Here is a 25,582-nt window from a genome sequence, read left to right on the forward strand (position 1 = left end):
TTTCACAGGAAATAAAAATGATAAAGCAAGCGTTTCTTCTGGGGGACTTTCATCAGAGATGGTGCTTGTATCGACGGTTAAGGTTGGATGATTATTTTGAAGGTTCAGCTCAGCCCTCTATCGCAAAGCTACAATTTTTCTCAAGAAAATATCCTTCTCCTTTTGTGAAATACCCATAATTGTGGTAAAATAAGTGGAATAAATATTATTAAAAACAAAGAGGTATTATCATGTCTAAGATTCTAGTATTTGGTCACCAAAATCCAGACTCAGATGCCATCGGGTCATCTGTAGCCTTTGCTTATCTTGCAAAAACAGCTTACGGTTTGGATACAGAAGCAGTAGCTCTTGGGACTCCAAATGAAGAAACAGCCTTTGTATTGAACTATTTTGGTGTAGAAGCACCACGCGTCATCACATCTGCTAAAGCGGAAGGTGCAGAGCAAGTTATCTTGACTGACCACAACGAATTCCAACAGTCTGTTTCAGATATTGCTGAAGTGGAAATTTATGGCGTGGTGGACCACCACCGTGTAGCTAACTTTGAAACTGCAAGCCCACTTTACATGCGTTTGGAACCTGTTGGGTCAGCGTCTTCTATCGTTTATCGTATGTTTAAAGAACACGGTGTGGCAGTTCCTAAAGAGCTTGCTGGTTTGATGTTATCTGGTTTGATTTCAGATACACTTCTCTTGAAATCTCCAACGACACACCCAAGTGATAAGGATATTGCTCCTGAGTTGGCTGATTTAGCAGGTGTGAACTTGGAAGAATACGGTCTCGCTATGCTGAAGGCTGGTACAAACTTGGCAAGCAAATCTGCTGAAGAATTGATTGACATTGATGCTAAGACTTTTGAATTGAACGGAAACAATGTCCGTGTAGCACAAGTCAACACTGTAGATATTGCTGAAGTTTTAGAACGCCAAGCAGAAATCGAGGCAGCAATGCAAGCGGCTATTGCAGCAAATGGCTATTCTGACTTTGTTTTGATGATTACAGATATCGTGAACTCAAACTCAGAAATCCTTGCAATTGGCGCAAACATGGACAAGGTCGAAGCAGCCTTTAACTTCAAACTTGAAAACAACCACGCTTTCCTTCCAGGTGCTGTTTCACGTAAGAAACAAGTCGTGCCTCAGTTGACTGAAAGCTTTAATGCTTAATAGTTTAAATGACAACTAAAAGATAGGAAACACTGGTTTTCCACACATGTAAAGGAGTTTCGGCTCCTTTTTTGATAGACGAGAGAAATGAAGATTCAAGATTTACAAAATGGTGACCTGCTGTTCACAGTCGGTCAATCCGAGATGGCAGCAGCGATTCGGACAGCAACGGGCTCCTATAGCCATGTGGGTATCTTTTTTGATGGTGAGATTTACCATGCAACGCTGGAAAAGGGAGTGGCCCATCAGCCCTTGAGCCAGCTTTTGGAGGAAGGGGACATGTATCATGTCTTTGCTTATCCTGAGATAGATGCGGCCAGCGTCTTTAAAGAAGCCAAGTCCCATCTTGGAAAGCCTTATAATGCTAGTTTTTGTGCTGAGAGCGAGGGATTTTACTGTTCGGAGTATATTGCTCAGATTTTGCCAATTTTTGAGACCATTCCCATGCAGTTTGCTGATGGTGAAAATGTGGTTTCTGCGTTTTGGCAGGCTTACTATGAGGACTTGGGCGTGGTCGTGCCATTAGGGAAGCCTGGAACCAATCCCAGTCAGTTGGCTCAGTCAGCCAAGCTCATTTTTAAAGGAGAGCTTCATGATTAAAATTATAAATCCGACTCGGCTGACACGACAGCCCTTATTTGAAAAACTAATCAATTATCTGGATCAGCAGGATGATGTGATTTTAAGAGAAATCAAACGTGAATTTGCGGGCTTTCCCAATCTAGATCGCTTTATGGAGGAATGTATCAAGGCGGGCTATATCCGGCGGGAGAATAAGCGCTATTATCAGCAGGTTCCGCTTTTGGATAATCTTGAAAATCTATCTTTGGATCAGGAAATCTTTATTCGAGATGATAGTCCGATCTATCAGGAATTGTTGAATTTGAGCTTTGAGACTCAGCTTGCTAATCAGACTAATGCGGCTATTCTGCTGGAAAAGACCGATTTTCAGAGAGATAAACTGACCTTGTCTAATTATTTTTATAAAATGCAGCGACAGTATCCGCTGTCTGAGGAGCAGAAGCCCCTTTATGCTATTTTGGGAGATGTGAATCCAGAGTATGCCCTCAAGTATATGACGACTTTCCTCCTCAAGTATGTCCGTAAGGATGAGCTCCTGCAGAAGCGTCGAGACATTTTTGTCGATAGTCTGGTGATTCTAGGTTACATTCGTCAGAATGAGGCTGGCAAGTATGAGTTGAAGGCTAGCTTTGACAAGGAACGCCTAGTGTTCCAATTGGACTGATAGTTTTTAGAATGAGGGAAAAATTAGACAGCCCCACCTGTCATTTTGCCATATTCTGTGCTATAGTAGTATATAGAATTTGGGAAAGGAATTAGAATGACAATGTTGAAAAAAATCTATCCCGAGCAACCACTAGAGAACCTTAGGTGGTTCGATATGTTGATTTTAGCAATTATTATGTTTGGTCAATTTATTTACTCCTCAACAATAAATTGGCTGACGATGTCCAGCTCTGTAGGACAAGCAATCGTGCCCAGACCAGAGGATGAAAATTTTGCCTTGCTGAGTAATTTGAAATTGCAAGTTTTCCTGCTGGTGCTGGCTCTGCTCTATCTAGGCATCCGTCATTATAATTTCAAACAGCTGAAACTACGCTTGTCTTGGTCTATTCTTTGGGCGCCCTTGATTTTTGCAGTTGTCGGTCTGACTTCTGATGTGATAGCAGCTTTAGTCGGTTCCTATAATTATTTTGACTTAGAAATCTTGCAGCACATCGACTGGACCTTTGTCGAAGTTTTTCGCAAACTAGCTGCGCTAGGACCTGTCGTCATTCTTTATTCTCTCTTCAATGGTGTCTATGAGGAATTCTTTTTCTTAGGCTTGCTAACATCAGTAAAAGAAGAGAGCAAATGGTGGGTTTTAGGCTTTTCAACGCTGGTTCGCTTTTCTGTCCATACCTATCAGGGGCTAGTCTCTGCTTTTCTGATTGGCGTCGTCTTCGGTCTGTTCTATTATTTCTTTTATAAATACAAGGTTAAAAACTTGCTGCCTTTCTTTTTGGCACATGCCTTTGCGGATATGGTGGGTAGCAGCCTGCTCTATGTCTTAGTGATGTGGAATGGATAATAAAAAGGACTCGAAAGTCCTTTTTATATGTATTTTTCTGCCAGTGCATAGTCACCAGGATAGGGAACCTTTTGGTCATTGATGATTTGGTAGGCATCTGCTCCCTTGCCAGCTAGAATGACTGCATCGCCTTTAGCATTGGTTAGGCTGAGGGCTTTTTTGATAGCTTCCTCTCGGTCAGCAATCATATCCACCTCAAAGGATATGTAGCTAGCAATTTCTTTTGCGATAGCAATCGGATCTTCACGATTTGGATCATCTGCGGTTAGAATCACTTTGATTCCAGGATGCTGATTGAGTAGGAGGCCAAAGTCCTTACGTCGACTTTCTCCCTTATTGCCAGTAGCTCCTAGTACAAGTACAGTCTGTCCTTTTTGATGTTCTTGAACGACGGATAGCAACTTAGCCAAACTGTCGCCATTGTGGGCATAGTCCACGAAGACCTTGGCACCGTTTGACTGGGTCAAGACCTCCATGCGCCCCGGCACTCGTGTCTGAGCAATACCAGCTTGAATATCTTCCAATGAAGCTCCGAGTCGTAGGCAGGCTAGACCAGCAGCAATGGCATTTTCTTGATTGAAGCGACCAATCAGCTGGATATCGTAGGCACCAGCCAACTTTCCTTGTGCTTCAAAGGAGAAGGCTTGCGATTGCTGGATGCTATTGGCGGAGTCTGGTCCATAGAAGTCGTGGTCATAGTTGGCCACTTGCTCAGCCAAAACTTGAAAATGATCCATGCCACTATTGACGACAACAGCTCGGCTATTGTCCATCAAGAGTCGCTTGTGGTAGAAGTAGTCTTCAAAAGTCGGATGCTCAATCGGACCGATATGGTCAGGGCTGATATTGAGGAAGACCCCCACATCAAAGGTCAGGCCGTAGACCCGCTTTTTAAGATAGGCTTGGCTGGAGACTTCCATGATGAGATGGGTTCGACCATTGACTACAGCTTGAGCCATCATCTCAAAGAGGTCTAAACTTTCAGGAGTGGTCAGGGTTGATTTAAAGAAAGTTTCACCGTCCAGAGTGGTATTCATAGTAGAAAGCAGGGCTGGTTTGTGGCTTTGTTTTAAAATATTATAAGCGAAATAAGCCGATGTGGTCTTGCCCTTGGTACCAGTGAAAGCCAAAAGTTTGAGTTTTTGCTCTGGGTGACCGTAAAATTTCATAGCAATGAGACTCATAGCTCGTTTAATATCATTGACCAAGAGCACTGGAATTCCGACCTCGAAGTCAGTTTCACTTAGGTAAAAACCTAGCCCAGCTGCTACAGCCTTTTCTAAAAATTCCCGCTTGAAGTGCTCGCCCTTGACAAAAAAGAGGGTTCTGCTGTCAGCTTGACGACTATCATAGCTAATCTTATCAAAGGTTAAGCCCTGATAGTTGAAGTAGTAGTCTCCATCAGCGATGATTTCACGAAAATTTTGGTCTTTTTTTAAAATATCTAGTATTGTTTCAATTTTTATCATATCTCTATTGTAAACCGAAAGGCTATGTTTTACAAGAGGCAAGGAAAAGTTTATAATAAAAGAAGAACAAATGGAAGAGGTTTTCTATGAGCCAAGAAACAACAAGCCAGCAGCAGAAAATGCTAAGAGGGACTGCCTGGCTGACTGCTAGTAATTTTATCAGCCGCCTTCTTGGGGCTGTTTATATCATTCCTTGGTACATCTGGATGGGACAGCATGGGGCGGAAGCGAACGGTCTCTTTACTATGGGGTACAATATCTATGCTTGGTTCCTTTTGGTTTCCACAGCAGGAGTACCGGTAGCTGTTGCCAAGCAAGTTGCTAAGTATAATACGATTGACAAGGAAGAACACAGCTTTGCTCTCATTCGAGAGTTCCTCAAGTTCATGCTGGGATTGGGACTGATCTTTGCAGTCATCATGTACTTGATGGCACCGGTTTTTGCCTCAATGTCTGGTGGCGGGGCTGACTTGATTCCAGTCATGCAAAGTTTGTCTTGGGCTGTGCTCATTTTTCCGTCTATGAGTGTCATTCGGGGCTTCTTCCAAGGGTTTAACAATCTGAAACCGTATGCCATCAGCCAGATTTCGGAGCAGGTGATTCGGGTTATCTGGATGCTACTGACGGCTTATTTCATTATGAAAATCGGTTCAGGTGACTATGTTGAAGCTGTGACCCAGTCTACCTTTGCCGCCTTTGTCGGGATGCTTGCTAGCATGCTCGTTTTGCTTTTCTATCTAGCAAAAACGGGTATGCTACGCTCTATCATAAGAAAGCCTAAAAAGTCCGCGGGAATTAGTGGCCGCTCCCTCCTCTGGGATACGATACGAGAAGCCATTCCCTTTATCATTACAGGCTCAGCTATTCAGCTTTTCCAGATCATTGACCAGGCGACCTTTATCAATATCATGACCCAGATTAGCGACTACACGAAATCAGAGCTCTTGGTGCAATTCGCTTACTTCTCAGCTAATCCGAATAAAATCACCATGATTTTAATTGCGGTGGCAACTTCTATCGGTGGTGTCGGTATTCCTCTCTTGACCGAGAATTATGTCAAGGGTGACTTTCGCTCGGCTGCCCGCCTAGTGCAAGATAATCTTAGTATGTTGCTCTTCTTTATCTTTCCGTCAACAGTGGGAGCAGTTCTGGTGGCTAGTCCGCTCTATACCGTTTTCTATGGTAAGCCAGATAGTCTAGCACTGGGGCTCTTCATCTGCGCTATGCTGCAGACCATCATTCTCAGCACCTATACAGTTCTTGCTCCGATGATTCAGGCTCTGTTCCAAAACAAGAAAGCCATTCTCTACTTCTTTTATGGGGTTCTTGTCAAGCTCAGTCTGCAGGTGCCGATGATCAATCTCTTCCATGCTTATGGTCCCTTGATTTCAACGACCGTCGGTCTTTTACTGCCAATCTTCTTCATGTTTAGAGAAATTCGCAAGGTTGTTGGTTTGAATCCTAAGAACCTCTTGAAGCGTCTGCTGTTGAGTATGATTCTCACAATTGTCATGGCGATCTTGGTTCTGCTTGTCGAGTATCTACTAAGCTTCATCTTCCAACCAACTAATCGGATGTACAGCTTTATCTATGTCGCTGCCGTTGGAGGAGTCGGAATGCTCGTCTATATCGTACTGTCTCTCAAAGTTCGGCTCATAGACCGTTTTATCGGACAAAAGGCAGATAGTTTGCGCCAACGATTAAGAATGAAATAAGAAACGAAGAGTCGTTCAGCGACTCTTTTTTTGGATTGTTACTCTATAGTTTCAGACTATAGCTAGCTCTTGAAAAGAAAAAAGCTCAAGACTTTCTTAAGATGTTACAATAGAAAGGTAGAATATTTTAAAAAAGAGGAACGGTTAAATGGAGAGAGAACGGAAATTAAATACCTTGTTGGCTCAAGCGGGAGTGAAAACAGACACAACAACGGGTGCCTTAACAACCCCTTTGCATTTTTCAACGACTTACCAGCATCCAGAGTTTGGCCAGTCCACAGGATATGACTATACTCGAACCAAGAACCCTACACGGGCTAGCTTGGAAGAGACTCTAGCTGCTATCGAAAGTGCAGATTATGCCCTAGCGACTAGCTCTGGTATGTCGGCTATTGTGCTGGCCTTTAGCGCCTTTCCAGTCGGCAGTAAGGTTTTGGCTGTTCGAGATCTCTATGGTGGCTCTTTCCGCTGGTTTGCTCAGGTCGAAGCGGAAGGACGCTTTAGCTTTACCTATGCTAATACGGAAGAAGAACTCCTGAACAAGCTAACAGAGGATATAGATATTGTCTATATCGAGACACCGACCAATCCTCTTATGGTAGAGTTTGACATTGCTCGCATTTCCCAAGCGGCTCATGAGCGAGGAGCAGCTGTCATTGTGGACAATACCTTCTACAGTCCGATTTACCAAAGACCACTGGAGGACGGAGCAGATATTGTTCTACACTCTGCGACCAAGTATCTGGGTGGACACAATGATGTCTTGGCTGGAGCTATCATGACCAATGATACTGCCATTTATGACAAGCTGTTCTATAATCTCAATACAACTGGAGCAGTCCTGTCTCCTTTTGACAGCTATCTGCTTTTGCGTGGTCTCAAGACCTTGGCTCTCCGCATGGAGCGCTCTACTCAGAATGCGCAAGAAGTAGTTGCATTTCTGAAGTCGTCTCCTGCAGTAAAAGAAGTTCTCTATCCAGGTAAGGGTGGTATGATTTCCTTTAAAGTTGTGGACAAAGGGAAGATTCCTCATCTCTTAAATAGCTTGAAAGTCTTTACCTTTGCAGAAAGTTTAGGTGGAGTAGAGAGTTTGATTACCTATCCGACAACCCAGACTCATGCAGACATTCCTGCTGAAGTGCGTCATTCCTATGGCTTGACTGATGATTTGCTGCGTCTGTCGATTGGGATCGAAGATAGTCGAGATTTGGTAGACGATTTACGAGCAGCCTTGGAGGACTAATATGGGAAGTTATAACTTTGAAACAGCACCCAATCGTATTGGCCAGCATACTTATAAATGGAAAGAGGCGGAGAAAGACAGTCAAGTCCTGCCAGCCTGGATTGCGGACATGGATTTTGAAGTCCTGCCTGAAATCAAGCAAACTGTGCATGATTACGCTGATCAGTTAGTCTATGGCTATACCTATGCTAGTGAGGAGTTGATCAATGCCGTTTTATCTTGGGAGCGGGATGAGCATGGCTATACCTTTGACAAGGAAGCCTTGGTCTTTATCGAGGGAGTTGTTCCTGCTATTTCGACGGCTATTCAGACCTTCACGAAGGAAGGCGATGCCGTTCTGATCAATACTCCTGTTTACCCGCCTTTTGCTCGCAGTGTCAAGCTTAATCATCGTCGGTTGATTACTAATTCCTTGATAGAACAGGACGGTCTCTTTCAGATTGACTTTGAGCAGCTGGAGCAGGACATCGTAGACAATGAAGTTAAGATTTACGTGCTTTGTAATCCGCACAATCCTGGAGGTCGAGTTTGGGAACGGGAAGTGTTAGAGAGGATTGGTCGTCTCTGCCAAAAGTACGGCGTTCTCGTGGTTTCAGATGAGATTCACCAAGATTTGACGCTGTTTGGACATAAACACCAGTCTTTCAATACTGTTTCACCTGACTTTAAGGACTTTAGCTTGATTTTAGCTAGTGCGACCAAGACATTTAATATCGCTGGGACAAAAAATTCCTATGCAGTGATTGAGAATCCTAGCTTGCGGCAAAAGTTTCAAAAGCGCCAACTGGCCAATAACCAGCATGAAATTTCGGGTCTTGGTTTTCTAGCGACAGAAGCTGCCTATCGTCATGGCAAGCCTTGGTTGACGGAGCTCAAGGTTGTCTTAGAGGAAAATATTGATTTTGCAGTCGATTATTTTGCTAAGGAAGCACCACGTCTGCGGGTCATGAAGCCTCAAGGAACTTATCTGGTTTGGCTGGACTTTTCAGATTATGGACTGACAGATGATCAGCTCTTCCACTTGCTTCGAGAAGAGGCTAAGGTTGTCCTGAATCGGGGAAGTGATTTTGGCCAAGAAGGCAAAGGACATGCTCGTCTCAATACAGCTGCGCCAAAGACTATGATCAAAGAGATTTGTCGAAGGATTGCGGAAGTTTTACCAAAATAAAATAAAAATAGCTCTCTTTATTGACAATCTTTCTAAAGAGGAGTATAGTAATAGTGTCAATCGGTAGGTGAGGCTACCATAAGGATACGGATGACTACCGCAAAGCAGTGGAGACACTACTCGTTGGTCAACAGTCCTGATCGCAAAGGTCAAGACTAAGCTCATTTCATCGCCTTATGGAGTTAAAGCTTGAACGGTGAATGCTTGTTTTATCTATGTTTAAAACAATGAAGCGAACAACCTGACATGCAAACAACCCTGCCTAGAATTGGCAGGGTCTTCTTTTTTGCTAAAAATATTTCAAGAGTACAAATAGTTGATTGCCTGCCTCTTAAGAAAAAGAAGGAGGAATAGTAATGAAATTATGGTATTCTAGTACCAGTCCTTTTGCGCGTAAAGTCTATGCTACAATTTTACACCATCATTTAGAGGAGCAAGTGGATATTCAGAAAGTTCAGGTGGCTTTCGACAAAAATTCACCGCATAACCAAGATAATCCTTTGGGTAGAATTCCTGCTTTTCAAGCTTCCAATGGAGAATGGTTGTATGGTAGTGATTTAATTTCCCAATATTTAGACGAGCTAGGTCAGGAAACTCCGCTTTTTCCTAATGGGATAGAGAAGTGGCACGTTTTAAACATACTGTCCGTTGCTGAAGGAATTTTGGAAAACACAATGCCGATGGTTGCGGAAAAAATTTTCCATGAAAAAGAGCATTGGTGGAAAGACAGACATCAGCAAATTGAAGAGAGAAATGTCCGGAGTTTGGCTTTATTAGAGAAACTTGCTACTGAGCAAGGACTTTCTTTGAATATTGCAACAATCCAAGTAGTTGCTCTTGTAGATTGGTGGAATTTACGTGAAGAAGTCATTGGATTTTCTTTGAAAGAAAATTTTCCCGACTTGCAAGAATGGACCCAGAAGATGAATGCTACTTTTGATGTCTTGCAGGCATCTTGGGATTATTAACTACATTTATAAACTAAGAAAGGAGAAGTACGATGCAAATTGACGATCATCCGGAACCGCACATACACAGCCAATCGCTGATTTGTGTCGTTCTGTCCTTATAAAGTGATTGGTCCCTGTGTATGAAAATTATCAATCATACATAAAGGAGAAACCAATGAAAACAGTAAAAGAAAGATTAGTTGCTGCTCTGCAGCTTCCTGTGCAAGAAACTCTGGCATTTTACAAGAGTTCCTTTCGTGGTCTGACAGAAGAGCAGGTCGAAGAAAATCGTGACCTCTATGGTGAAAATATCATCACAAAGGGTCAGGAAGACTCTATCCTAAAGAAAATTTACGAGTCCATCATTAACCCCTTTACAGTCATCTTACTGGTGATTGCTCTGGTGTCCTTAGTGACAAATGTCTGGCTGGCCAAGCCCGGTGAGGAAGATCCGACGACTTCCATCATTATTGTCGTTCTGGTGCTGATTTCCGGCGGCATTCGTTTTATTCAGGAACTGCGGAGTGACCGCGCTGCTAGCAATCTGTCTCGTTTGATTGTCAACACGGCTACGGTTATCCGTGAAGGAGCAGAGCAGGAACTGCCCATTGATGAGCTTGTTGTAGGGGATATCATCAAACTTAGTGCTGGAGACATGATTCCTGCAGATGTGCTGCTGCTGGACTCGCGTGATTTCTTTGTTCAGCAGTCCGGCCTGACAGGGGAAAGTGATGCAGTAGAAAAGATCTGTTTGACCAAGGCAGATGGTCAAAATCTTGATAGCCTTTTAGAAACAGAGTCGCTGGCTTTTATGGGAACCAACGTTATTTCCGGAAGAGCTACAGCTCTGGTGCTGGTGGTTGGTGATGAGACCATGATGGGAGCCATTGAGCAGACGCTGAACACCTACGATGAACCGACCTCTTTTGAGCGCGAGATGAATAGCATTTCCTGGCTCTTGATTCGTCTGATGCTTGTCATGGTTCCGGTCGTGTTCTTCATCAACGGTTTGACAGACGGTGACTGGTTGGAAGCAGGTGTCTTTGCCCTCAGCGTTGGAGTCGGCCTGACGCCAGAAATGCTGCCTATGATTATCACAGCGAGCTTGGCTAAAGGTTCCATTATTATGGCTCAGGAAAAGGTCGTGATTAAGAAGCTGAACGCTATTCAGGACCTAGGAGCTATTGATATCCTTTGTACGGATAAGACGGGCACACTGACCCAAGACGAGATTGTCTTGGAATACCCACTGGATATTCATGGTGATTTGGACTTGGCAGTGCTCCGTCGGGCCTTTCTCAATTCCTACTATCAAACAGGCCTTAAAAACCTCATGGATCGGGCCATTATCAACCGAACAGAGAAAGAAGCCGAAAAGCATGAGATTGTTCGTAATCTAGACCAAACCTTTAAGAAAATTGATGAACTGCCCTTTGACTTTGAGCGTCGTCGTATGAGCGTCATTGTCAAGGATGATGAGGATGTCATCAGCATGGTAACCAAGGGGGCCTTGGAGGAAATGCTGGCCATCTCTAGCTATGTAGAATATAAAAATCGTATTACAGAACTGACTGAGGAGATTCGTCAGGAAATCCTTGCGGAAGTGGCTCAACTCAATGAGCAGGGGTTGCGCGTGCTTGGTGTTAGCTACAAGTCAGACTTAGAAGAAGATTATGAGTATGAAGTGAAGGATGAGTCCGATATGATTTTGACGGGCTATCTAGCCTTTCTAGATCCACCTAAGTCATCTGCGGCTCCAGCTATTGAAACTTTGGCCGAATACGGTGTTGCCACTAAGATTTTGACAGGTGATAATGATAAGGTAACCCAAGCAGTCTGTGAAAAGGTTGGCTTAGATGTAGATAATATCTTGCTAGGTGTAGAGGTAGATGCTCTATCTAATGAGGAATTGAGTCAGGCGGTGGAGAATACAACAGTCTTTGCCAAGCTCTCACCAGACCAAAAAGCTCGGATCATCCTCCAGCTCAAGGCCAATGGCCACAAGGTTGGCTACATGGGTGATGGTATCAATGATGCGCCTTCTATGAAAGTAGCAGATGTTGGTATTTCTGTTGATACGGCTGTCGACATTGCCAAGGAAACGGCAGATGTCATTTTGCTGGACAAGGATCTCATGGTTCTGGAGAAAGGGCTGGTAGAAGGTCGCAAGGTCTATGCCAACATGACCAAGTATATCAAGATGACGGTCAGTTCCAACTTTGGGAATATCTTTTCTCTTCTTTTTGCCAGTATCTTTTTGCCATTTCTGCCCATGGCACCAGTTCATTTGATTGTCCTCAATCTGGTTTATGACTTGTCTTGTATCGCTCTGCCATTTGATAATGTAGATAGTGAATTTCTCAAGAAGCCTCATATTTGGTCAGCTAGCTCCATTACCCGTTTTATGGCTTGGATTGGGCCAATCTCATCTGTTTTTGATGTTTTGACCTATCTGGTGCTTTACTTTATTATCGTGCCTATGATCACAGGAGGCAGCTATCAAGCTGGTACTGAACAGGCAGTGACCTTTATCACTCTTTTCCAAACAGGCTGGTTTATTGAGTCTATGTGGACCCAGACCATGGTTATCTACATGCTACGCTCACCTAAATTGCCTTTTGTGCAAAGTCGTCCTGCTTTGTCTGTCATTGTGACGACCATGGCGGCAGCGCTCTTTGTCACTTCCTTGCCATATAGCCTCTTTGCGTCAGTTCTGAAGACAGCTCCGCTGAATGGCACCTATTTCCTTTGCCTTTTCTTGATTATCGTGCTTTATATGGTTAGCGTAACCCTTGTGAAAGGCCTTTATATCAAGCGTTACAAGGAATGGCTGTAATAGAAGGGCTAGCAGATGTTTAAGAATTATAAAAAAGATTGGAAAATTTTCCAATCTTTTTTGTATGTATTATTCTTTATCAGGTTGCCATTGCCAGCTTGCTCCAAATTGGGCGAGTAACTCGAAGGAGGCTTCTGGTCCCATAGATCCGACAGGATATTCATGGAGTGGCACTTGATTTTGACTCCAGAGTTCTTCGATGCGATCGATGAGCTCCCAGCTGGCTTTTACTTCGTCCCAATGACTGAAATTAGTTGAGTCGTTATTAAGGACATCAAAAATCAGTTTTTCATAAGGGTCTGGAGAGGCTCCTGACGCTGTGGCATCTGTCCGATAATCTAATGAGATGGGAGCTAGATTAAAGAGTTCCCCAACTTTCTTGCCATTGAGGCTGAGTGAAATCCCCTCAGTTGGCTGGATATAGATGGTTAGGACATTTGGTTTGAGAGGCTCACCAAAGATAGAGTCCATTTGCTTGAAGACGATACTGACATGGGTGCCTTTTTTGGTGAGGCGCTTCCCTGTTCGGAAGAAGAAAGGAACGTCACGGAAGCGGTCGCTATCAATGAAGAAAGCACCAGAGGCAAAGGTTTCGGTCGTAGACTCAGGGTTGACATTGGGCTCACTACGGTAGGAAATGTATTTTTTGCCATTGATTTTGCCAGACTTGTACTGGCCACGAATGAAGAAGCGTTTCAAATCTTCTTCGCTCGGCTGAACAAGGCGCTCAAAGACCTTGACCTTTTCTGCACGGATATGGTCTTTGGTAAAGCTTTTTGGCTTATCCATGGCTAATAAGGAGAGAAGTTGTAAGGTGTGGTTTTGCACCATATCGCGGAGGGCACCAGACTCATCATAGTAGCCACCGCGCTCTTCAACGCCTAGCTTTTCAGCAAAGGTAATCTGCACATTATCAATGTATTGGCGGTTCCAGACATTTTCAAACAGCAGATTAGCAAAACGAATCGCGAAGATGTTTTGGATCATTTCCTTGCCCAGATAGTGGTCGATACGGAAAATCTGTTCTTCGTCAAAGGTTGCCAGTAAGTCTTCGTTAAGCTTGCTGGCAGTTGCCAAATCTGTCCCAAAGGGTTTTTCAACAATTAGGCGCTCAAATCCTTTTCCATCAACGATTTGCTCAGACTTGAGATGTTTAGCAATGGTTCCGAAAAATTGTGGCGCCATAGAAAGGAAGAAGAGTTTATTATTTTCTGCCTGATATTGCTCGTTAAGCTTGTTTTGCAGCTTGCGCAATTCGATATAATGCTCGGTATCTTGCACATCATGGCTTTGATAATAAAAGTGGCTAGCGAACTCTTGAGCCTGCTCGGCACTGTCGGCTAGGTCTGAGATTGACTCGACAACGACCGACTCGAAATATTCCTTGCTCCAAGGTCTACGGGCAGTTCCGATAACGGCAAAATGTTTCGAAAGATTGCCAGATTTATAAAGTCGAAAGAGGGAAGGATAAAGTTTTCTTTGAGCCAAGTCTCCGCTGGCACCGAAAATTGTAATAATAACTTTTGAAGACATGATATTTATTACCTATCTAAATGTGATTGTCTCTATTTTATCACAATTTTCAGAAAAATTGTATTTGAAAAATCTGGATTTGACCAAAGAAAATATCCCGAGGGGAAGTCGGGATAGAAAATTAGGCTTCTTTCTTCTGATGAATCGCTCGAAACAGAAAATAGTAGAAAATAAAGTTGCCTATTGCGAGAAGGAGTAGTAGGCTAAAGACATTGTGGACGCCGCTTGTCGTATCGGGTGCTTGGTTGAGCAGGACGGCTGCAATTGCCGTTCCCAAGGCACCAGCAAAGGTTTGTGCTAGTTGAAAGAGGGCAGTTACATCCGCTGTCTTTTCTCTGCTGACTTGAGAAGCCGATAAAGCCATAGTATTGTTGAAGGCCATGTTGCGGCCCAGAGTAAAGAGGATATAAAATCCTAAGATTAAAGGCAGATTGAGCCAGCTTGTAAAGAAGCTAAAGACAATCATGACTAGAAAGACTAGGGAATTGCCGCCTAGTAGAGACAGCTTTGGACCTTTGCTATCGTACAATTTTCCCAGAAAAGGCGACATGAAAGCTCCGATCATGGTTCCGGGAAGCAGTGAAAATCCAGCCTGGGCAGTAGAGACATTTTTAACCAGTACGAGAAAGTTGGGAATGAGAAAGTTGCTGGATAGATTGGAGAATTGGAAAATTAAAAAGGGTAGAATTCCAAAGAAAATCGTTGGTTCTTTCAAGATACGGATGTCCAGAAATGGATGTTGAACAGTCAGACTCCGCCAGATGAAAAAGGCAAAGGAAAGGAGAAAAATAGCTAGATAGAGCCAATTGATACTATCGCCACCTTCCAAACTGGAGATGGTCATCAGAGAAAAGGAAAGAGCCGTTGCGAGCGAGAGAAAGCCTAGCACATCAAAGGGACGCTTGCTTTTTCCTGCTGAATTTTCCAAGTTAACATAAGCCAGCAAAAAAGAGAGGATGGGAACTGGCATGATAAAGCTGTAGATCATGTGCCAGTCGAAGGAGCCAATCATGAAGCCTCCGTAGGTCGGGCCGATGGCTGGTGCCAGACTGATAACTAGACCACTCAGTCCCATATAAAATCCGATTTTCTGCCGAGGAATCCGCTCCACGATGAGGTTAAACATAAGTGGAATGGCAATCCCAGTCGCTCCCCCCTGAAGGATCCGTCCCAGCATAAGGAAAGTAAAGTCTGGGGCAATCATAGCAATCAGATTACCAAGGGTAAAGATGGAAAGTGAGGCAAAGAGGATGCGACGCTCCGTCCAATTGTGGGCTAGAGTTGCACCTAAAGTTATAGTGATGGCGACGGCCAGCAGATAGCCAGTCGTAATCCATTGCAGCACTCCAAGGCTCAGACCAAAGACCTTGCTGAGGTGGGGAAAGGTCACATTCATACTAGTCTCTGAAAGAATTCCAGCAAAGGCGACTAAAGCCACAGCCAGAATAGAAAGCAAATCTCGTTTCCTTACTTTTTCTTGATTCATAAAAAGAGCTCCTTTTCAAATGAGATAGTATTATTGTAGCATGATTTTTCAAGATAAGAGAGAAAAAACTAAAGAGCGAGCTTCATCAAGTCTCTTCTAATTTCTAAAAGTCGGTCAGAGCAACTGAGTAAAGGGTAGAGAATGGCATAGAAAAGAAACACCCATGAAAATTGACTTTCATAGGTGCTTGGCTCTAAAAGACTCGATAAACGTAAGGATTGTCCGGTTTTTCTACTTTATCAAAGCTTTCAACTTCTAGAGTTGGCAGGCTTTGTCCCAGACTTTTATGGTAGTGCATAGTAATTTTTCCCTTGGCATGAATCCAGGTATTATTCTCGAAATGCTGGGTATTTCCAGTCGTCAAGAGTCCATAGACACCTGAGTCGGCGATACAATGGATAATACCGAAGCGAAAGAGAAATTGGCTCTTTTGGTCGCTGGGGTCATTGTAGACAAATCCGGTGAATTCCAGCGTCTTGTCCGCAAACTCGTCGGGATAATCATAGATAACTTCCATGACCTCCATGTAGTTTTCAGTTGTGACCTGAATGGTACTTTTGTTGAGATATTTCTTGGCGGCTGCCCGCATTTCTTTTTCGTAAGCCCCTTTGGTAAAGTAGGTGCTGGTGTCTGGTTTCAGGTATTGGCTGGTTGTGCCTTCGTCCTGCTGGACGGCTGCAGAAGTTCCCTCAGCCAGCGGAAAATGAAATCCTTTAGCCGAAACTGTTGTCGAATCCAAGGTGACAGTTGGAAAGAAAATTCCCACAAAAAGCGGAATGACAAGGAGCAGCACGCTGCCTAACTTGGCCCAGCGAGTACTTAAATGACTGTGGACCTCCATCTTCTTCATCCAGATGATGAGCTGCACGACAGCCAAGACAAAAGACAGAATCATAGACAAGTATGCCAGATAGGAATAGTGGAGATTGATGTATTGGTTGAGCTTGCCTGTCAGCTGCAGATACATAGTAATCTCAAAGTAGCCGACTAAGATTAAAAATCGAATCATAGCACTACCCCCACAAGCCAAGAGTAAAGAAAGACGACGACGGTAACTAGGCTAATAAATTGCCAGATAAAGCGTGTCTTAAAGTAGTTTTTCATCATCAGCAGATTCTTGACATCTAGCATAGGCCCAATGACCAAGAAAGCTAAGACAGGCGATAGGCCGAAGCTAGCAATCAAAGAGCTTCCGATGAAAGCATCAGCTTCGCTGCAAAGTGAGAGCAGGAAGGACAGCAGCATGAGCAGGAGAATAGCAACAGCTGGTGTCGAGCTGATAGAGGTCAGGATTCTGGTTGGCACATAGACTTGTACCAGGCTGGCGAAGAGACAGCCAAAGACCAAATAGCGACCTGTATCGAAAAATTCATCAATGGCCTGAACAAAGACCTGAAAAAGCTTTTGTCCCTTGCTAAGATGCGAAAAGTCATGCTCATGAACAGCCTTGCGATTTTCTTTTTGGATATTGCTGTCTGCAAAGAAGCCCAGAAAGATCCCTAAAAGAATAGCCACGACCATAGAACCTAAAGCACGAAGCAGAGCCATTCGGAAGGAATTTCCAAAGGCTGAGTAAGTCGCAAAGAGCACGATGGGGTTGATAACAGGTGCTGTCACTAGAAAAGGAACAGCAGTGTAGCTGGGCACTTTCTTTTCCAAGAAGCGGTTAATTATGGGAACAATTCCGCACTCGCAAGAAGGGAAGACTATGCCGATCAAGCTTCCAAAGAAAATCCGAGCCCATTTGTTCTTGGGCAGGAAACGATAAACCTTGTCTGGCGTGACATACACCTCGATAAAGCCAGAAATAATACTCCCAATCAAGACAAAAGGCAGGGCCTCAATGATGATGGAGAGAAAGATAGTGCCAGCCTGTAAGACGCTGGAAGGAAGGTTAGAAAAGAAACTCATGCTTTTTTAGCCTTTTCTTGCGCTTCTTTTTTCCTTTTGTCATCTGGAAATTCTACTTTTTCAAGCTTGGGCAGAGTGGCAAACTCCTCGAACATCTTGTCTAAATCATCTGTTTTGGTAAATTTCACAGCCATAGGGCCACCTCATTTCTAAAATAATAATTCTATTATACTACCAAACGAAAAAAAATGATATTTTCAGCCATGATGGATTAGAGACAGTGGACTCATCCTAGAAAGAAAAAGATGGATTAAACTAGTCTTTATAGATTTTTCAGCTTCATATTATGATATAATAGAAGCGTTATGGAAAATATAAATATTGAAAAAATTGCCCAGAAATTGGGCCTTAAAGAAAGCCAAGTATCACAGGTCCTAGATTTGACCGCTGAGGGAAATACGATTCCTTTTATTGCTCGTTACCGTAAGGAAATGACAGGAAATCTAGATGAGGTCGAGATTAAGGAAATCATTGACTTAGATAAGAGCATGACTGCCTTGGCAGAGCGTAAAGCGACGGTCTTAGCTAAGATTGAGGAGCAGGGTAAACTAACGGATGCGCTTCGCTCTGAGATTGAGGCTGCTGAAAAACTGGCTGATGTGGAAGAATTGTATCTGCCCTACAAGGAGAAGCGCCGTACTAAGGCTACCATTGCGCGTGAAGCAGGTCTCTTTCCTTTGGCTCGCTTTATCCTACAGGATGCGGCTAACTTGCAGGAAGAAGCTGAGAAACTGACTAGTGAAGCCTTTCCAACAGCAGAAGCTGCTCTAGCTGGAGCAGTGGATATTCTGACCGAGGCGATTTCCGAAGACACCAAGCTGCGGGCTTGGACCTATCACGAGATGCAGACCAATTCTTCTATCGTATCCAGTCTCAAAGATGGTGATTTGGATGAAAAGCAAGTCTTCCAGATTTATTATGATTTTTCTGAAAAAGTAGCGACCATGCAAGGCTACCGTACTCTGGCTCTTAACCGTGGTGAGAAGCTAGGTATTCTCAAGGTTGGTTTTGAACACAATCTCGAGAAAGTCCTGCGCTTCTTTGAAGTACGTTTCAAGGTGAAAAACACCTATATTATTGAAGCAGTTCAGCAAGCAGTTAAAAAGAAAATCATTCCAGCTATGGAGCGCCGTATTCGGACCGAGCTGACCGAGGCCGCCGAAGATGGTGCGATTCAGCTCTTCTCAGAAAATCTCCGCAATCTCCTCCTGATTGCCCCTCTCAAAGGCCGCGTAGTACTGGGCTTTGACCCAGCCTTTCGGACAGGAGCCAAGTTGGCTGTTGTGGATCCAACAGGTAAGATGCTGACGACTCATGTCATCTATCCAGTTCCACCAGCAAAGCCAGCTCAGATTGAAGCTTCTAAGAAAGAGTTGTCAGAGCTGATTGAGCAGTTTGGCGTGGAAATCATTGCCATCGGAAACGGCACTGCCAGCCGAGAAAGCGAAGCCTTTGTAGCGGAAGTTTTGAAATCTCATCCAAATGTCAGCTATGTTATCGTCAATGAAAGCGGAGCATCTGTCTACTCTGCTAGTGAACTGGCTCGTCATGAGTTTCCAGAGTTGACTGTTGAAAAGCGCTCAGCTATTTCCATTGCCCGCCGTCTGCAAGATCCTTTAGCTGAGCTGGTCAAGATTGATCCTAAGTCTATCGGGGTTGGTCAGTACCAGCATGATGTCAGCCAGAAAAAGCTGTCTGAAAGTCTGGACTTTGTCGTTGATACCGTGGTTAACCAAGTCGGAGTCAATATCAACACCGCCAGTCCTGCCCTGCTGGCCCATGTAGCTGGTCTCAATAAGACTATTTTAGAAAATATTGTTAAGTACCGGGAAACGGAAGGTTTGATTCGGTCTCGCGAAGCCATCAAGAAAGTGCCGCGTCTAGGCGCAAAGGCTTTTGAACAGGCGGCCGGCTTCCTGCGTATTCCTGAAAGTGATAACCTGCTAGACAATACAGGCGTTCACCCAGAGTCTTATAAGGCTGTGGAGGAGCTCTTTAAGCGTCTGGAAATCAGCAGTTTGGATGAAGCCGCCCAAGCTAAGTTAAAAGCTGTTCAGACTGCTAGTTTGGCTGCAGAGCTAGGATTGGGAGAAGAAACCCTCAAAGATATTATTGCTGATTTGCTCAAGCCTGGCCGGGATTTGCGTGATTCCTTTGACGCGCCAGTTCTGCGGCAGGATGTCTTGGATATCAAGGATCTGCGCATCGGTCAAAAGCTAGAAGGAGTCGTCCGGAATGTCGTCGATTTCGGAGCCTTTGTGGATATCGGTATCCACGAAGACGGTCTTATTCATATCTCTAAGCTGAGCACAGACTATATCAAGCATCCTAGTCAGGTCCTATCTGTTGGTGACTTGGTCACTGTCTGGGTGGATAAGCTAGATGTGGAGCGGGAGAAGGTTAACCTCTCTCTGATAGCACCAAATGAATCTAACTAACTATGTCAAGCGGGTTTCGCTTGAGGATTTTGGCTGGGAATTCCGCCACCAAGCTTATTGGAACAAGCGTCTCCGTACTACAGGGGGACGCTTCTTTCCTAAAGATGGTCATTTGGATTTCAACCCAAAAATCTTTGAAACTTTTGGTTTGGAGATTTTCCGAAAAATTGTCCGCCATGAGTTAGTCCACTATCACCTCTATTATCAAGGCAAAGGTTACCGCCATGGAGATAGAGACTTTAAAGAATTGCTCAAGCAGGTGGATGGCCTGCGCTATGCTCCCTCTCTTTCACACTTCCAAGCCTTTCTCATCTATGAATGCCTGAGCTGCGGAGCACTTATCCGTCGCAGACGCAGAGTTAATCTTCAAAAATACCGTTGTGGTCGTTGCAGAGGGAAATTGGCATTCTTCAAAGAGGAGACAAACAGGGGCTAAGCCAACCAAAACCGATAGAGGTAGAATCAGCCTTGGGGCTGATTTTTTTGTTCTCCCGCTATGATAAAATGAAGGAAAGAATGAGAGTTGAGGTCATCATCATGAAAACTAAATTTTATAAATTAAGAAGAAACCGAGTGATTTCAGGGGTTTTGTCTGGACTGGCAGATAAATTCAACTTTGATCTTGGTTTGTTACGCTTTTTATTCATCATCTTTACAGTTTTCAATTTTGGTTTGGGCATTTTGATTTATATTTTGTTGGCTGTCGTGATGCCTTACAAGGAAGATGTGGAAGCGGAAATGTATGGGACTGGGCCTCGTAAAATGAAAGATGCTGAGCCAATCAATGACAATGACGGTTGGTTTTGGTAAAATAACAAATATAAAATTCGGGAGTGTTCCCGAATTTTTGCTGGATGTAGAGGAAACGAAAAGAGAGAATCTAGGGAAGCGTAGCTGACTGAATCTGGAAGCTATTGCCGAAAGATGAATGACTTATCCAAGGAGGAAATATGACAGAGGTTTGGAATGCCTATGACTTGAATCGAAATCAGCTCCCGCATCTCCTAGTTCGAGGAGAAAACATTCCTGAAGGGCAGTTTCATCTCTGTGTCAATGTCTTGGTTCGCCATCAGGATGGCGATATTCTCTTTATGCGGCGGTCAGCAAATAAAAGTCTCTATCCTGGCTACTATGAGTTTGGAGCGGGAGGTAGTGTGCTGGCTGGAGAAGATAGCCAGACAGCTGCCTTGCGGGAATTGGAAGAAGAAACAGGCCTGGTTCCCGACAGTATCAGACTGTTGGAGCAGGTGTGCTCTGTCGAAGACCAGTGCCACTTTGATTTCTATGAAGCGGTGGTGTCTGGGGACAAGAGCCAAGTTCGCTATCAGGCAGGCGAAACCGATGCCCATCTCTGGCTGCCTCTAGGAGAAATACCAGCTTTTATCGAGAGCCATCCTTGCTTTCAAAATCAGAAAAAAATTCTCCAAAGATGGATTGGCTAGTTATTTTGACTGGCCTTTTTGCTGGCTGGCAGATGTTTTCACAAGCATCTAGGGAAAAATCCTGCTTAATTTCCAATCTTAAAAACTCTTTTAGGGTAAAAATTTGCTATAATAGAGAAAGATAAATTTGAAGGGAGCAGGGAATGTCTGTAAAGGTCAAAGATTTGATTGAAAAAGTCCGTTTACGCATCGTTTACGGCAGTGATGACCTCTTAGAAAAGGAGATTTCGACATCGGATATTTCGCGGCCGGGCCTTGAAATGACCGGTTATTTTGACTACTATACGCCAGAACGGATTCAGCTGATTGGGATGAAGGAGTGGTCTTATCTGATGAAGATGACGTCTCACAACCGTCATCAAGTCCTTCTGAAAATGTTTCAGCCAGAAACGCCAGTTGTCATTGTGGCGCGCAATTTGGAGATTCCTGAAGAAATGCGGCGAGCAGCTGAAGAAAAGCAAATCGCGATTCTCACCAGCCGCACATCAACCAGCCGTCTATCAGGGGAAATTTCTAGTTTCCTTGATTCACGTTTGGCGGTCAGAACCAGTGTTCATGGCGTATTGATGGACATCTACGGAATGGGAGTGCTGATTCAAGGGGACAGCGGTATTGGTAAAAGTGAAACTGGCCTTGAGTTAGTCAAGCGTGGCCATCGTTTAGTGGCGGATGACCGTGTCGATATCTTTGCCAAGGATGAAATGACCCTCTGGGGAGAGCCTGCTGAGATTCTTCGTCATCTCTTGGAAATTCGCGGTGTCGGCATTATTGATGTGATGAGCCTTTACGGAGCTAGTGCGGTTAAGGATTCTTCACAGGTACAGATTGCCGTCTATCTGGAAAATTATGATACCAATAAGACCTTTGACCGTCTGGGCAATAATGCAGAAGAACTGGAAGTTTCCGGTGTCAGAATTCCTCGGATCCGCATCCCAGTTAAGACAGGACGCAACATCTCTGTGGTAATCGAAGCCGCAGCTATGAACTATCGGGCTAAGGAGATGGGCTTTGATGCCACCAAGATTTTTGAAGAACGACTGACTAATCTGATTAGCCAGAATGAGGTGAAAGATGCTTGATCCAGTAGCTTTTTCAGTCGGTCCCTTTAGTATTCGTTGGTATGCGATTTGCATTGTCACTGGCTTGATTTTAGCTGTCTACTTGGCTATGAAGGAAGCGCCACGCAAGAAGATGATTCCAGATGATATTCTTGATTTCATTTTGATTGCCTTTCCCTTGGCTATCCTTGGAGCGCGACTTTACTATGTGATTTTTGAATGGTCTTATTATGGCAAGCATTCTCTGATTGAGATTTTTCAGATTTGGAATGGTGGTTTAGCTATTTACGGCGGTTTGATCACTGGTGCCCTTGTCCTTTATTTCTTTTCTCAGAGAAGGCTAATCAATCCTGTTGATTTCTTGGATATTGCAGCGCCTAGCGTCTTGATCGCTCAGAGTATCGGCCGTTGGGGCAATTTCTTTAACCAAGAAGCCTATGGAGCGGTGGTCAAAAATCTTAATTATCTACCGTCCTTTATCCGCAACAATATGTACATAGATGGTGCTTATCGCCAACCAACCTTTTTGTACGAATCCCTTTGGAATTTACTTGGCTTTGCCCTATTGCTAATCTTACGACGCCGGTCTAAATTCTTCCGTCAGGGAGAATTGGCAGCCTTTTACCTAATTTGGTACGGCTTTGGCAGGATGATTATCGAGGGGATGCGGACTGACAGTCTCATGTTCTTGGGTGTGCGTGTATCTCAGTGGCTGTCTGCAGCACTGATTTTACTCGGCATCGGCATTATGATTTACCAAAGAAAAAAACAAGCCCCCTATTATCAAGAATGAGAGGAGAATATTATGCTTGAAATTGCTTATACTTTTGTTGCTGTCGCTTTGATTGTCTTTCTAATCTACATGACCCTCACCGTCAAAACTCTCGGTGATAAGGCTGCAAAAATGCTGGATGAGACAGAAAATACGATCAAAGTGTTAACTTCTGATGTCAATGTCACCCTGCATCAAACCAATGATTTGATTGCCAAAGTCAATGTGTTGACAGATGATATCAACCACAAAGTAGCAACGATTGATCCACTTTTCAATGCGGTGGCAGACCTATCGGAATCAGTCTCTGATTTAAACGATCAGGCGCGTGTTTTAGGAAAAAAAGCAGTCGCAGCAGGAAGCACGACAGCCAAAACAACAGCAGGTCTAACGGCCCTTCGTTTTGTTGGCAAATTATTTAAAAAATAAGAAAGTAGGTTTATTATGGGAAAAATTTCATCACTTTTATTAGGTGCTGTGTCTGGTGCAGCTGCAGCGTACTTTCTAACCAGTAAAAAAGGCAAAGAAATTACTGAAAAAGTTCAAGACTTTGTTGTCGACTATCGTGAAGATCCAGACAAGACTCACGAAGCAGTTGTCCAATCAGTAAAGGACTTTTCAGATCAGGCTGTCAAAGCCATCAACCAAACCAAGGAAAAGGTTGAAAATGGCGAAATTACAGCAGAAACAGTATTGGAGTCTGTGAAGGATACGACCAAGTCAGTAGTAGACTATTCGCAGGATAAATTCCAAGAAATCAAAGAAAAGTTTGAAAAAGAAGAGGAAATTCTTGAAGAAGAAATTTCTGATATCGTGGTGGAAGAAGGAGAAAAAGCCCCTTCAGAAGAAATTATCATTGATTTAGAAGATAAGTAAATTCAAACTAGATATACAAGATGAGGCTGGGACAAAAGAGTTCAAGCCTCATTTTTTGTTCGAATTGGAGCTTTGCTGTAGTGGTATAGGAAGCAAAAATTACTACTATTTAGTTTCTCCTCGGCCAACTTGATTTTTGGAAAAGAAAGCGTTATCATATAAATAAAAGGGGGTGTTGCTATGAAAAATTTAAAAGTACTTGCCTTGCTTGGTTTAGGCTGCTGCTTACTAGCCTGTTCTCGGCAGAAAGCTTCAGAGTCCCCTAAGTCTGGAAGCTCTGACTCTTCTTCTAAGGCTTCGAGCACGAGTCAAGCCCACTCGAAAACAGCTAGCAGTAGTCAATCTAGTGCTAATCAATTCAGCCCTAGTCAGAGTTCGACTTCTGCGGAGTCGGAAAGCTCTAGTCAAACCGGTGAAAAGGTCAGAGAGGAGGAGACGCAGACTTCTAGTAAAGAAACGCCTTCTCCAATCCGAAAACGCCTGGAAGTTCCCATGCAGATCCAGCGAGCTTGGAATACTTGTGCACCGACCTCTGTCAGTATGATTCTAGCTTACAGGGGCGTTCAGGCTAGTCAGGAAGAATTGGCACGAGAGATGGGCACCGATGAGACTTTCGGCACCCATAATGTCAATGCAATCCGTGTCTTAAATCAATATTTATTTGGTTATAAGGAAGTGCCAGTAGGTCAAGCGGGCTACCATCTTGCTACAGTGACTAGTAGCGCCCCGAATTCTGAAGATATGCGTCTTTTTAAGGAGCGCCTGCGCAAGAATATTGATGATGGCTATCCTCTCTACTATACGATTGATAATGCCTCCATCTACCCAGGCCACAAGGGTGAACACAATGTTGTGGGGACGGGCTATGAATTATCAGCAGATGGCAGTGATGTCCTTGCAGTTTATTACATCGATCCGTCCTACACCGTTCAGGATCCAGTCTATGGAGGGCTGAAAAAGGTAACTCCGGAAGAATTATTGGCAGCTATGTGTGCTTGTCAGGAACCAAATTACGCTTGGTAAAGAAAAAAACGAGATCTTTTGATCTCGTTTGATTTAATTCGTAGATAATTAATGTCACTTTCTTCGAACAGTGCGATATCCTTGAATAATCATAAGACTTAGGACAATAGCAAGTGAGAAAGATAGAAAGGTACTCATTTTTGCAGACAAAAAAATAAAGCTAAAAAAGACTGTCAAAATACAGAATAAAGCGATATTTATAAAGAAAAATAGCTCACGTAATTGTGATGCTGATTCTGCTTGGGGCAGGTATTCTTGATAGGATATTTCCTTAGTTTGTTCTGTCGAATCATGCAGTGGCGCTGATTCAAACTGTTTAAAATCTCTTACAGCCATTGTCTCTCTCCTAGTAGTACCTTATCATTCTATCATGTTTCTATGATTAGATATATTACAAGATAGTT

Annotated in this window: 25 protein-coding genes and 1 riboswitch; of the genes, 18 read left to right on the top strand and 7 right to left on the bottom strand. The window is 43.7% G+C overall.

Features of this window, described 5'->3' with window-relative positions:
* Positions 1-230: 230 nt before the first annotated feature.
* The 4 genes from FZ954_RS00115 (at position 231) to FZ954_RS00130 (ending at position 3,258) form a co-directional block, all read left to right on the top strand.
* On the top strand, positions 231-1,166 hold the full coding sequence (locus FZ954_RS00115) for a manganese-dependent inorganic pyrophosphatase (RefSeq protein ID WP_148876017.1): 936 nt from the start codon (positions 231-233) through the stop codon (positions 1,164-1,166).
* Positions 1,167-1,253: 87 nt separating this feature from the next.
* The gene (locus FZ954_RS00120; RefSeq protein ID WP_148876018.1) at positions 1,254-1,766 is read left to right on the top strand and encodes a YiiX/YebB-like N1pC/P60 family cysteine hydrolase; all 513 of its coding nucleotides are present in this window, start codon (positions 1,254-1,256) and stop codon (positions 1,764-1,766) included.
* Entirely contained in the window at positions 1,759-2,412 is a 654-nt protein-coding gene (locus FZ954_RS00125) for a DUF1803 domain-containing protein (protein ID WP_148876020.1), read from the top strand. The genes FZ954_RS00120 and FZ954_RS00125 overlap by 8 nt, the downstream gene beginning before the upstream one ends.
* A 96-nt stretch (positions 2,413-2,508) precedes the next feature.
* Positions 2,509-3,258, top strand: a complete 750-nt coding sequence (locus tag FZ954_RS00130) for a CPBP family intramembrane glutamic endopeptidase (protein ID WP_148876022.1) — start codon at positions 2,509-2,511, stop codon at positions 3,256-3,258.
* A 23-nt stretch (positions 3,259-3,281) separates the two neighbouring features.
* Here the strand turns inward: FZ954_RS00130 and FZ954_RS00135 are convergent, their stop codons facing one another.
* Entirely contained in the window at positions 3,282-4,727 is a 1,446-nt protein-coding gene (locus FZ954_RS00135; protein WP_148876024.1) for a UDP-N-acetylmuramoyl-L-alanyl-D-glutamate--L-lysine ligase, read from the bottom strand.
* 86 nt (positions 4,728-4,813) lie between these two features.
* On the opposite strand from FZ954_RS00135, the gene FZ954_RS00140 reads away from it, so the two are divergent.
* The 5 genes from FZ954_RS00140 to mgtA all read left to right on the top strand — a co-directional run bounded on the left by FZ954_RS00140 (position 4,814) and on the right by mgtA (position 12,639).
* On the top strand, positions 4,814-6,442 hold the full coding sequence (locus FZ954_RS00140) for a polysaccharide biosynthesis protein (protein ID WP_148876026.1): 1,629 nt from the start codon (positions 4,814-4,816) through the stop codon (positions 6,440-6,442).
* A 148-nt stretch (positions 6,443-6,590) separates the two neighbouring features.
* Positions 6,591-7,685, top strand: a complete 1,095-nt coding sequence (locus FZ954_RS00145) for a cystathionine gamma-synthase (protein ID WP_148876028.1) — start codon at positions 6,591-6,593, stop codon at positions 7,683-7,685.
* 1 nt (position 7,686) lies between these two features.
* A complete protein-coding gene (locus FZ954_RS00150; RefSeq protein WP_148876030.1) occupies positions 7,687-8,853 on the top strand; it encodes a MalY/PatB family protein in 1,167 nt (388 codons plus the stop codon).
* A 52-nt stretch (positions 8,854-8,905) separates the two neighbouring features.
* A riboswitch (M-box (ykoK) riboswitch) is annotated at positions 8,906-9,061 on the top strand.
* Between the two features lie 148 nt (positions 9,062-9,209).
* Positions 9,210-9,821, top strand: a complete 612-nt coding sequence (locus tag FZ954_RS00155; protein WP_148876032.1) for a glutathione S-transferase family protein — start codon at positions 9,210-9,212, stop codon at positions 9,819-9,821.
* Positions 9,822-9,978: 157 nt separating this feature from the next.
* Positions 9,979-12,639, top strand: coding sequence for a magnesium-translocating P-type ATPase (gene mgtA, locus FZ954_RS00160; RefSeq protein ID WP_148876034.1), 2,661 nt, complete (start codon positions 9,979-9,981; stop codon positions 12,637-12,639).
* A gap of 69 nt (positions 12,640-12,708) precedes the next feature.
* Here the strand turns inward: mgtA and zwf are convergent, their stop codons facing one another.
* From zwf to FZ954_RS00185, 5 genes are all read right to left on the bottom strand, one after another.
* On the bottom strand, positions 12,709-14,172 hold the full coding sequence (gene zwf, locus FZ954_RS00165) for a glucose-6-phosphate dehydrogenase (RefSeq protein WP_148876036.1): 1,464 nt from the start codon (positions 14,170-14,172) through the stop codon (positions 12,709-12,711).
* A 121-nt stretch (positions 14,173-14,293) separates the two neighbouring features.
* Positions 14,294-15,658, bottom strand: coding sequence for an MFS transporter (locus tag FZ954_RS00170; RefSeq protein WP_148876038.1), 1,365 nt, complete (start codon positions 15,656-15,658; stop codon positions 14,294-14,296).
* A gap of 193 nt (positions 15,659-15,851) precedes the next feature.
* Positions 15,852-16,667 carry a TIGR03943 family putative permease subunit gene (locus tag FZ954_RS00175; protein WP_148876040.1) on the bottom strand — a complete coding sequence of 272 codons (816 nt, stop codon included), beginning with the start codon at positions 16,665-16,667 and terminating at the stop codon, positions 15,852-15,854.
* Positions 16,664-17,569, bottom strand: coding sequence for a permease (locus FZ954_RS00180; protein ID WP_148876042.1), 906 nt, complete (start codon positions 17,567-17,569; stop codon positions 16,664-16,666). The genes FZ954_RS00175 and FZ954_RS00180 overlap by 4 nt, the downstream gene beginning before the upstream one ends.
* Positions 17,566-17,703 (bottom strand): SPJ_0845 family protein, encoded by a 138-nt coding sequence (locus tag FZ954_RS00185; protein WP_148876044.1) that lies wholly within the window; start codon positions 17,701-17,703, stop codon positions 17,566-17,568. Before FZ954_RS00185 ends, FZ954_RS00180 begins: the two co-directional genes overlap by 4 nt.
* A gap of 171 nt (positions 17,704-17,874) precedes the next feature.
* On the opposite strand from FZ954_RS00185, the gene FZ954_RS00190 reads away from it, so the two are divergent.
* The 9 genes from FZ954_RS00190 (at position 17,875) to FZ954_RS00230 (ending at position 25,178) form a co-directional block, all read left to right on the top strand.
* Positions 17,875-20,007, top strand: a complete 2,133-nt coding sequence (locus FZ954_RS00190) for a Tex family protein (RefSeq protein ID WP_148876047.1) — start codon at positions 17,875-17,877, stop codon at positions 20,005-20,007.
* A complete protein-coding gene (locus FZ954_RS00195; protein WP_148876049.1) occupies positions 19,994-20,443 on the top strand; it encodes a SprT family protein in 450 nt (149 codons plus the stop codon). The genes FZ954_RS00190 and FZ954_RS00195 overlap by 14 nt, the downstream gene beginning before the upstream one ends.
* Before the next feature lie 101 nt (positions 20,444-20,544).
* Positions 20,545-20,817 carry a PspC domain-containing protein gene (locus FZ954_RS00200; protein ID WP_015605217.1) on the top strand — a complete coding sequence of 91 codons (273 nt, stop codon included), beginning with the start codon at positions 20,545-20,547 and terminating at the stop codon, positions 20,815-20,817.
* Between the two features lie 140 nt (positions 20,818-20,957).
* The gene (locus FZ954_RS00205; protein ID WP_148876051.1) at positions 20,958-21,449 is read left to right on the top strand and encodes an NUDIX domain-containing protein; all 492 of its coding nucleotides are present in this window, start codon (positions 20,958-20,960) and stop codon (positions 21,447-21,449) included.
* Between the two features lie 143 nt (positions 21,450-21,592).
* A complete protein-coding gene (gene hprK, locus FZ954_RS00210; RefSeq protein WP_015605214.1) occupies positions 21,593-22,528 on the top strand; it encodes an HPr(Ser) kinase/phosphatase in 936 nt (311 codons plus the stop codon).
* Positions 22,521-23,300, top strand: a complete 780-nt coding sequence (gene lgt, locus FZ954_RS00215; RefSeq protein WP_148876053.1) for a prolipoprotein diacylglyceryl transferase — start codon at positions 22,521-22,523, stop codon at positions 23,298-23,300. The genes hprK and lgt overlap by 8 nt, the downstream gene beginning before the upstream one ends.
* Before the next feature lie 12 nt (positions 23,301-23,312).
* On the top strand, positions 23,313-23,708 hold the full coding sequence (locus tag FZ954_RS00220) for a DUF948 domain-containing protein (RefSeq protein WP_187423296.1): 396 nt from the start codon (positions 23,313-23,315) through the stop codon (positions 23,706-23,708).
* 15 nt (positions 23,709-23,723) lie between these two features.
* Positions 23,724-24,155 (top strand): YtxH domain-containing protein, encoded by a 432-nt coding sequence (locus FZ954_RS00225; protein WP_005589465.1) that lies wholly within the window; start codon positions 23,724-23,726, stop codon positions 24,153-24,155.
* 180 nt (positions 24,156-24,335) lie between these two features.
* The gene (locus FZ954_RS00230) at positions 24,336-25,178 is read left to right on the top strand and encodes a C39 family peptidase (RefSeq protein ID WP_148876058.1); all 843 of its coding nucleotides are present in this window, start codon (positions 24,336-24,338) and stop codon (positions 25,176-25,178) included.
* 54 nt (positions 25,179-25,232) lie between these two features.
* Here the strand turns inward: FZ954_RS00230 and FZ954_RS00235 are convergent, their stop codons facing one another.
* Complete coding sequence (locus FZ954_RS00235; RefSeq protein ID WP_148876060.1) at positions 25,233-25,514, bottom strand: DUF3270 family protein; 282 nt, start codon at positions 25,512-25,514, stop codon at positions 25,233-25,235.
* Between the last annotated feature and the right edge of the window lie 68 nt (positions 25,515-25,582).

The organism is Streptococcus sp. Marseille-P7375, from assembly GCF_902460365.1.
In the GTDB taxonomy this organism is placed as follows: domain Bacteria; phylum Bacillota; class Bacilli; order Lactobacillales; family Streptococcaceae; genus Streptococcus; species Streptococcus cristatus_I.

Bases quoted from the DNA above. Each gene is read 5' to 3' on its own strand.
- FZ954_RS00200 (WP_015605217.1), top strand. From the start codon at position 20,545: ATGAAAACTAAATTTTATAAATTAAGAAGAAACCGAGTGATTTCAGGG.
- FZ954_RS00220 (WP_187423296.1), top strand. From the start codon at position 23,313: ATGCTTGAAATTGCTTATACTTTTGTTGCTGTCGCTTTGATTGTCTTT.
- hprK (WP_015605214.1), top strand. From the start codon at position 21,593: ATGTCTGTAAAGGTCAAAGATTTGATTGAAAAAGTCCGTTTACGCATC.
- zwf (WP_148876036.1), bottom strand. From the start codon at position 14,172: ATGTCTTCAAAAGTTATTATTACAATTTTCGGTGCCAGCGGAGACTTG.
- FZ954_RS00180 (WP_148876042.1), bottom strand. From the start codon at position 17,569: ATGAGTTTCTTTTCTAACCTTCCTTCCAGCGTCTTACAGGCTGGCACT.
- FZ954_RS00195 (WP_148876049.1), top strand. From the start codon at position 19,994: ATGAATCTAACTAACTATGTCAAGCGGGTTTCGCTTGAGGATTTTGGC.
- FZ954_RS00155 (WP_148876032.1), top strand. From the start codon at position 9,210: ATGAAATTATGGTATTCTAGTACCAGTCCTTTTGCGCGTAAAGTCTAT.
- lgt (WP_148876053.1), top strand. From the start codon at position 22,521: ATGCTTGATCCAGTAGCTTTTTCAGTCGGTCCCTTTAGTATTCGTTGG.
- FZ954_RS00235 (WP_148876060.1), bottom strand. From the start codon at position 25,514: ATGGCTGTAAGAGATTTTAAACAGTTTGAATCAGCGCCACTGCATGAT.
- FZ954_RS00170 (WP_148876038.1), bottom strand. From the start codon at position 15,658: ATGAATCAAGAAAAAGTAAGGAAACGAGATTTGCTTTCTATTCTGGCT.
- mgtA (WP_148876034.1), top strand. From the start codon at position 9,979: ATGAAAACAGTAAAAGAAAGATTAGTTGCTGCTCTGCAGCTTCCTGTG.
- FZ954_RS00135 (WP_148876024.1), bottom strand. From the start codon at position 4,727: ATGATAAAAATTGAAACAATACTAGATATTTTAAAAAAAGACCAAAAT.
- FZ954_RS00205 (WP_148876051.1), top strand. From the start codon at position 20,958: ATGACAGAGGTTTGGAATGCCTATGACTTGAATCGAAATCAGCTCCCG.
- FZ954_RS00120 (WP_148876018.1), top strand. From the start codon at position 1,254: ATGAAGATTCAAGATTTACAAAATGGTGACCTGCTGTTCACAGTCGGT.
- FZ954_RS00185 (WP_148876044.1), bottom strand. From the start codon at position 17,703: ATGGCTGTGAAATTTACCAAAACAGATGATTTAGACAAGATGTTCGAG.
- FZ954_RS00130 (WP_148876022.1), top strand. From the start codon at position 2,509: ATGACAATGTTGAAAAAAATCTATCCCGAGCAACCACTAGAGAACCTT.
- FZ954_RS00190 (WP_148876047.1), top strand. From the start codon at position 17,875: ATGGAAAATATAAATATTGAAAAAATTGCCCAGAAATTGGGCCTTAAA.
- FZ954_RS00145 (WP_148876028.1), top strand. From the start codon at position 6,591: ATGGAGAGAGAACGGAAATTAAATACCTTGTTGGCTCAAGCGGGAGTG.
- FZ954_RS00140 (WP_148876026.1), top strand. From the start codon at position 4,814: ATGAGCCAAGAAACAACAAGCCAGCAGCAGAAAATGCTAAGAGGGACT.
- FZ954_RS00125 (WP_148876020.1), top strand. From the start codon at position 1,759: ATGATTAAAATTATAAATCCGACTCGGCTGACACGACAGCCCTTATTT.
- FZ954_RS00150 (WP_148876030.1), top strand. From the start codon at position 7,687: ATGGGAAGTTATAACTTTGAAACAGCACCCAATCGTATTGGCCAGCAT.
- FZ954_RS00115 (WP_148876017.1), top strand. From the start codon at position 231: ATGTCTAAGATTCTAGTATTTGGTCACCAAAATCCAGACTCAGATGCC.
- FZ954_RS00225 (WP_005589465.1), top strand. From the start codon at position 23,724: ATGGGAAAAATTTCATCACTTTTATTAGGTGCTGTGTCTGGTGCAGCT.
- FZ954_RS00175 (WP_148876040.1), bottom strand. From the start codon at position 16,667: ATGATTCGATTTTTAATCTTAGTCGGCTACTTTGAGATTACTATGTAT.
- FZ954_RS00230 (WP_148876058.1), top strand. From the start codon at position 24,336: ATGAAAAATTTAAAAGTACTTGCCTTGCTTGGTTTAGGCTGCTGCTTA.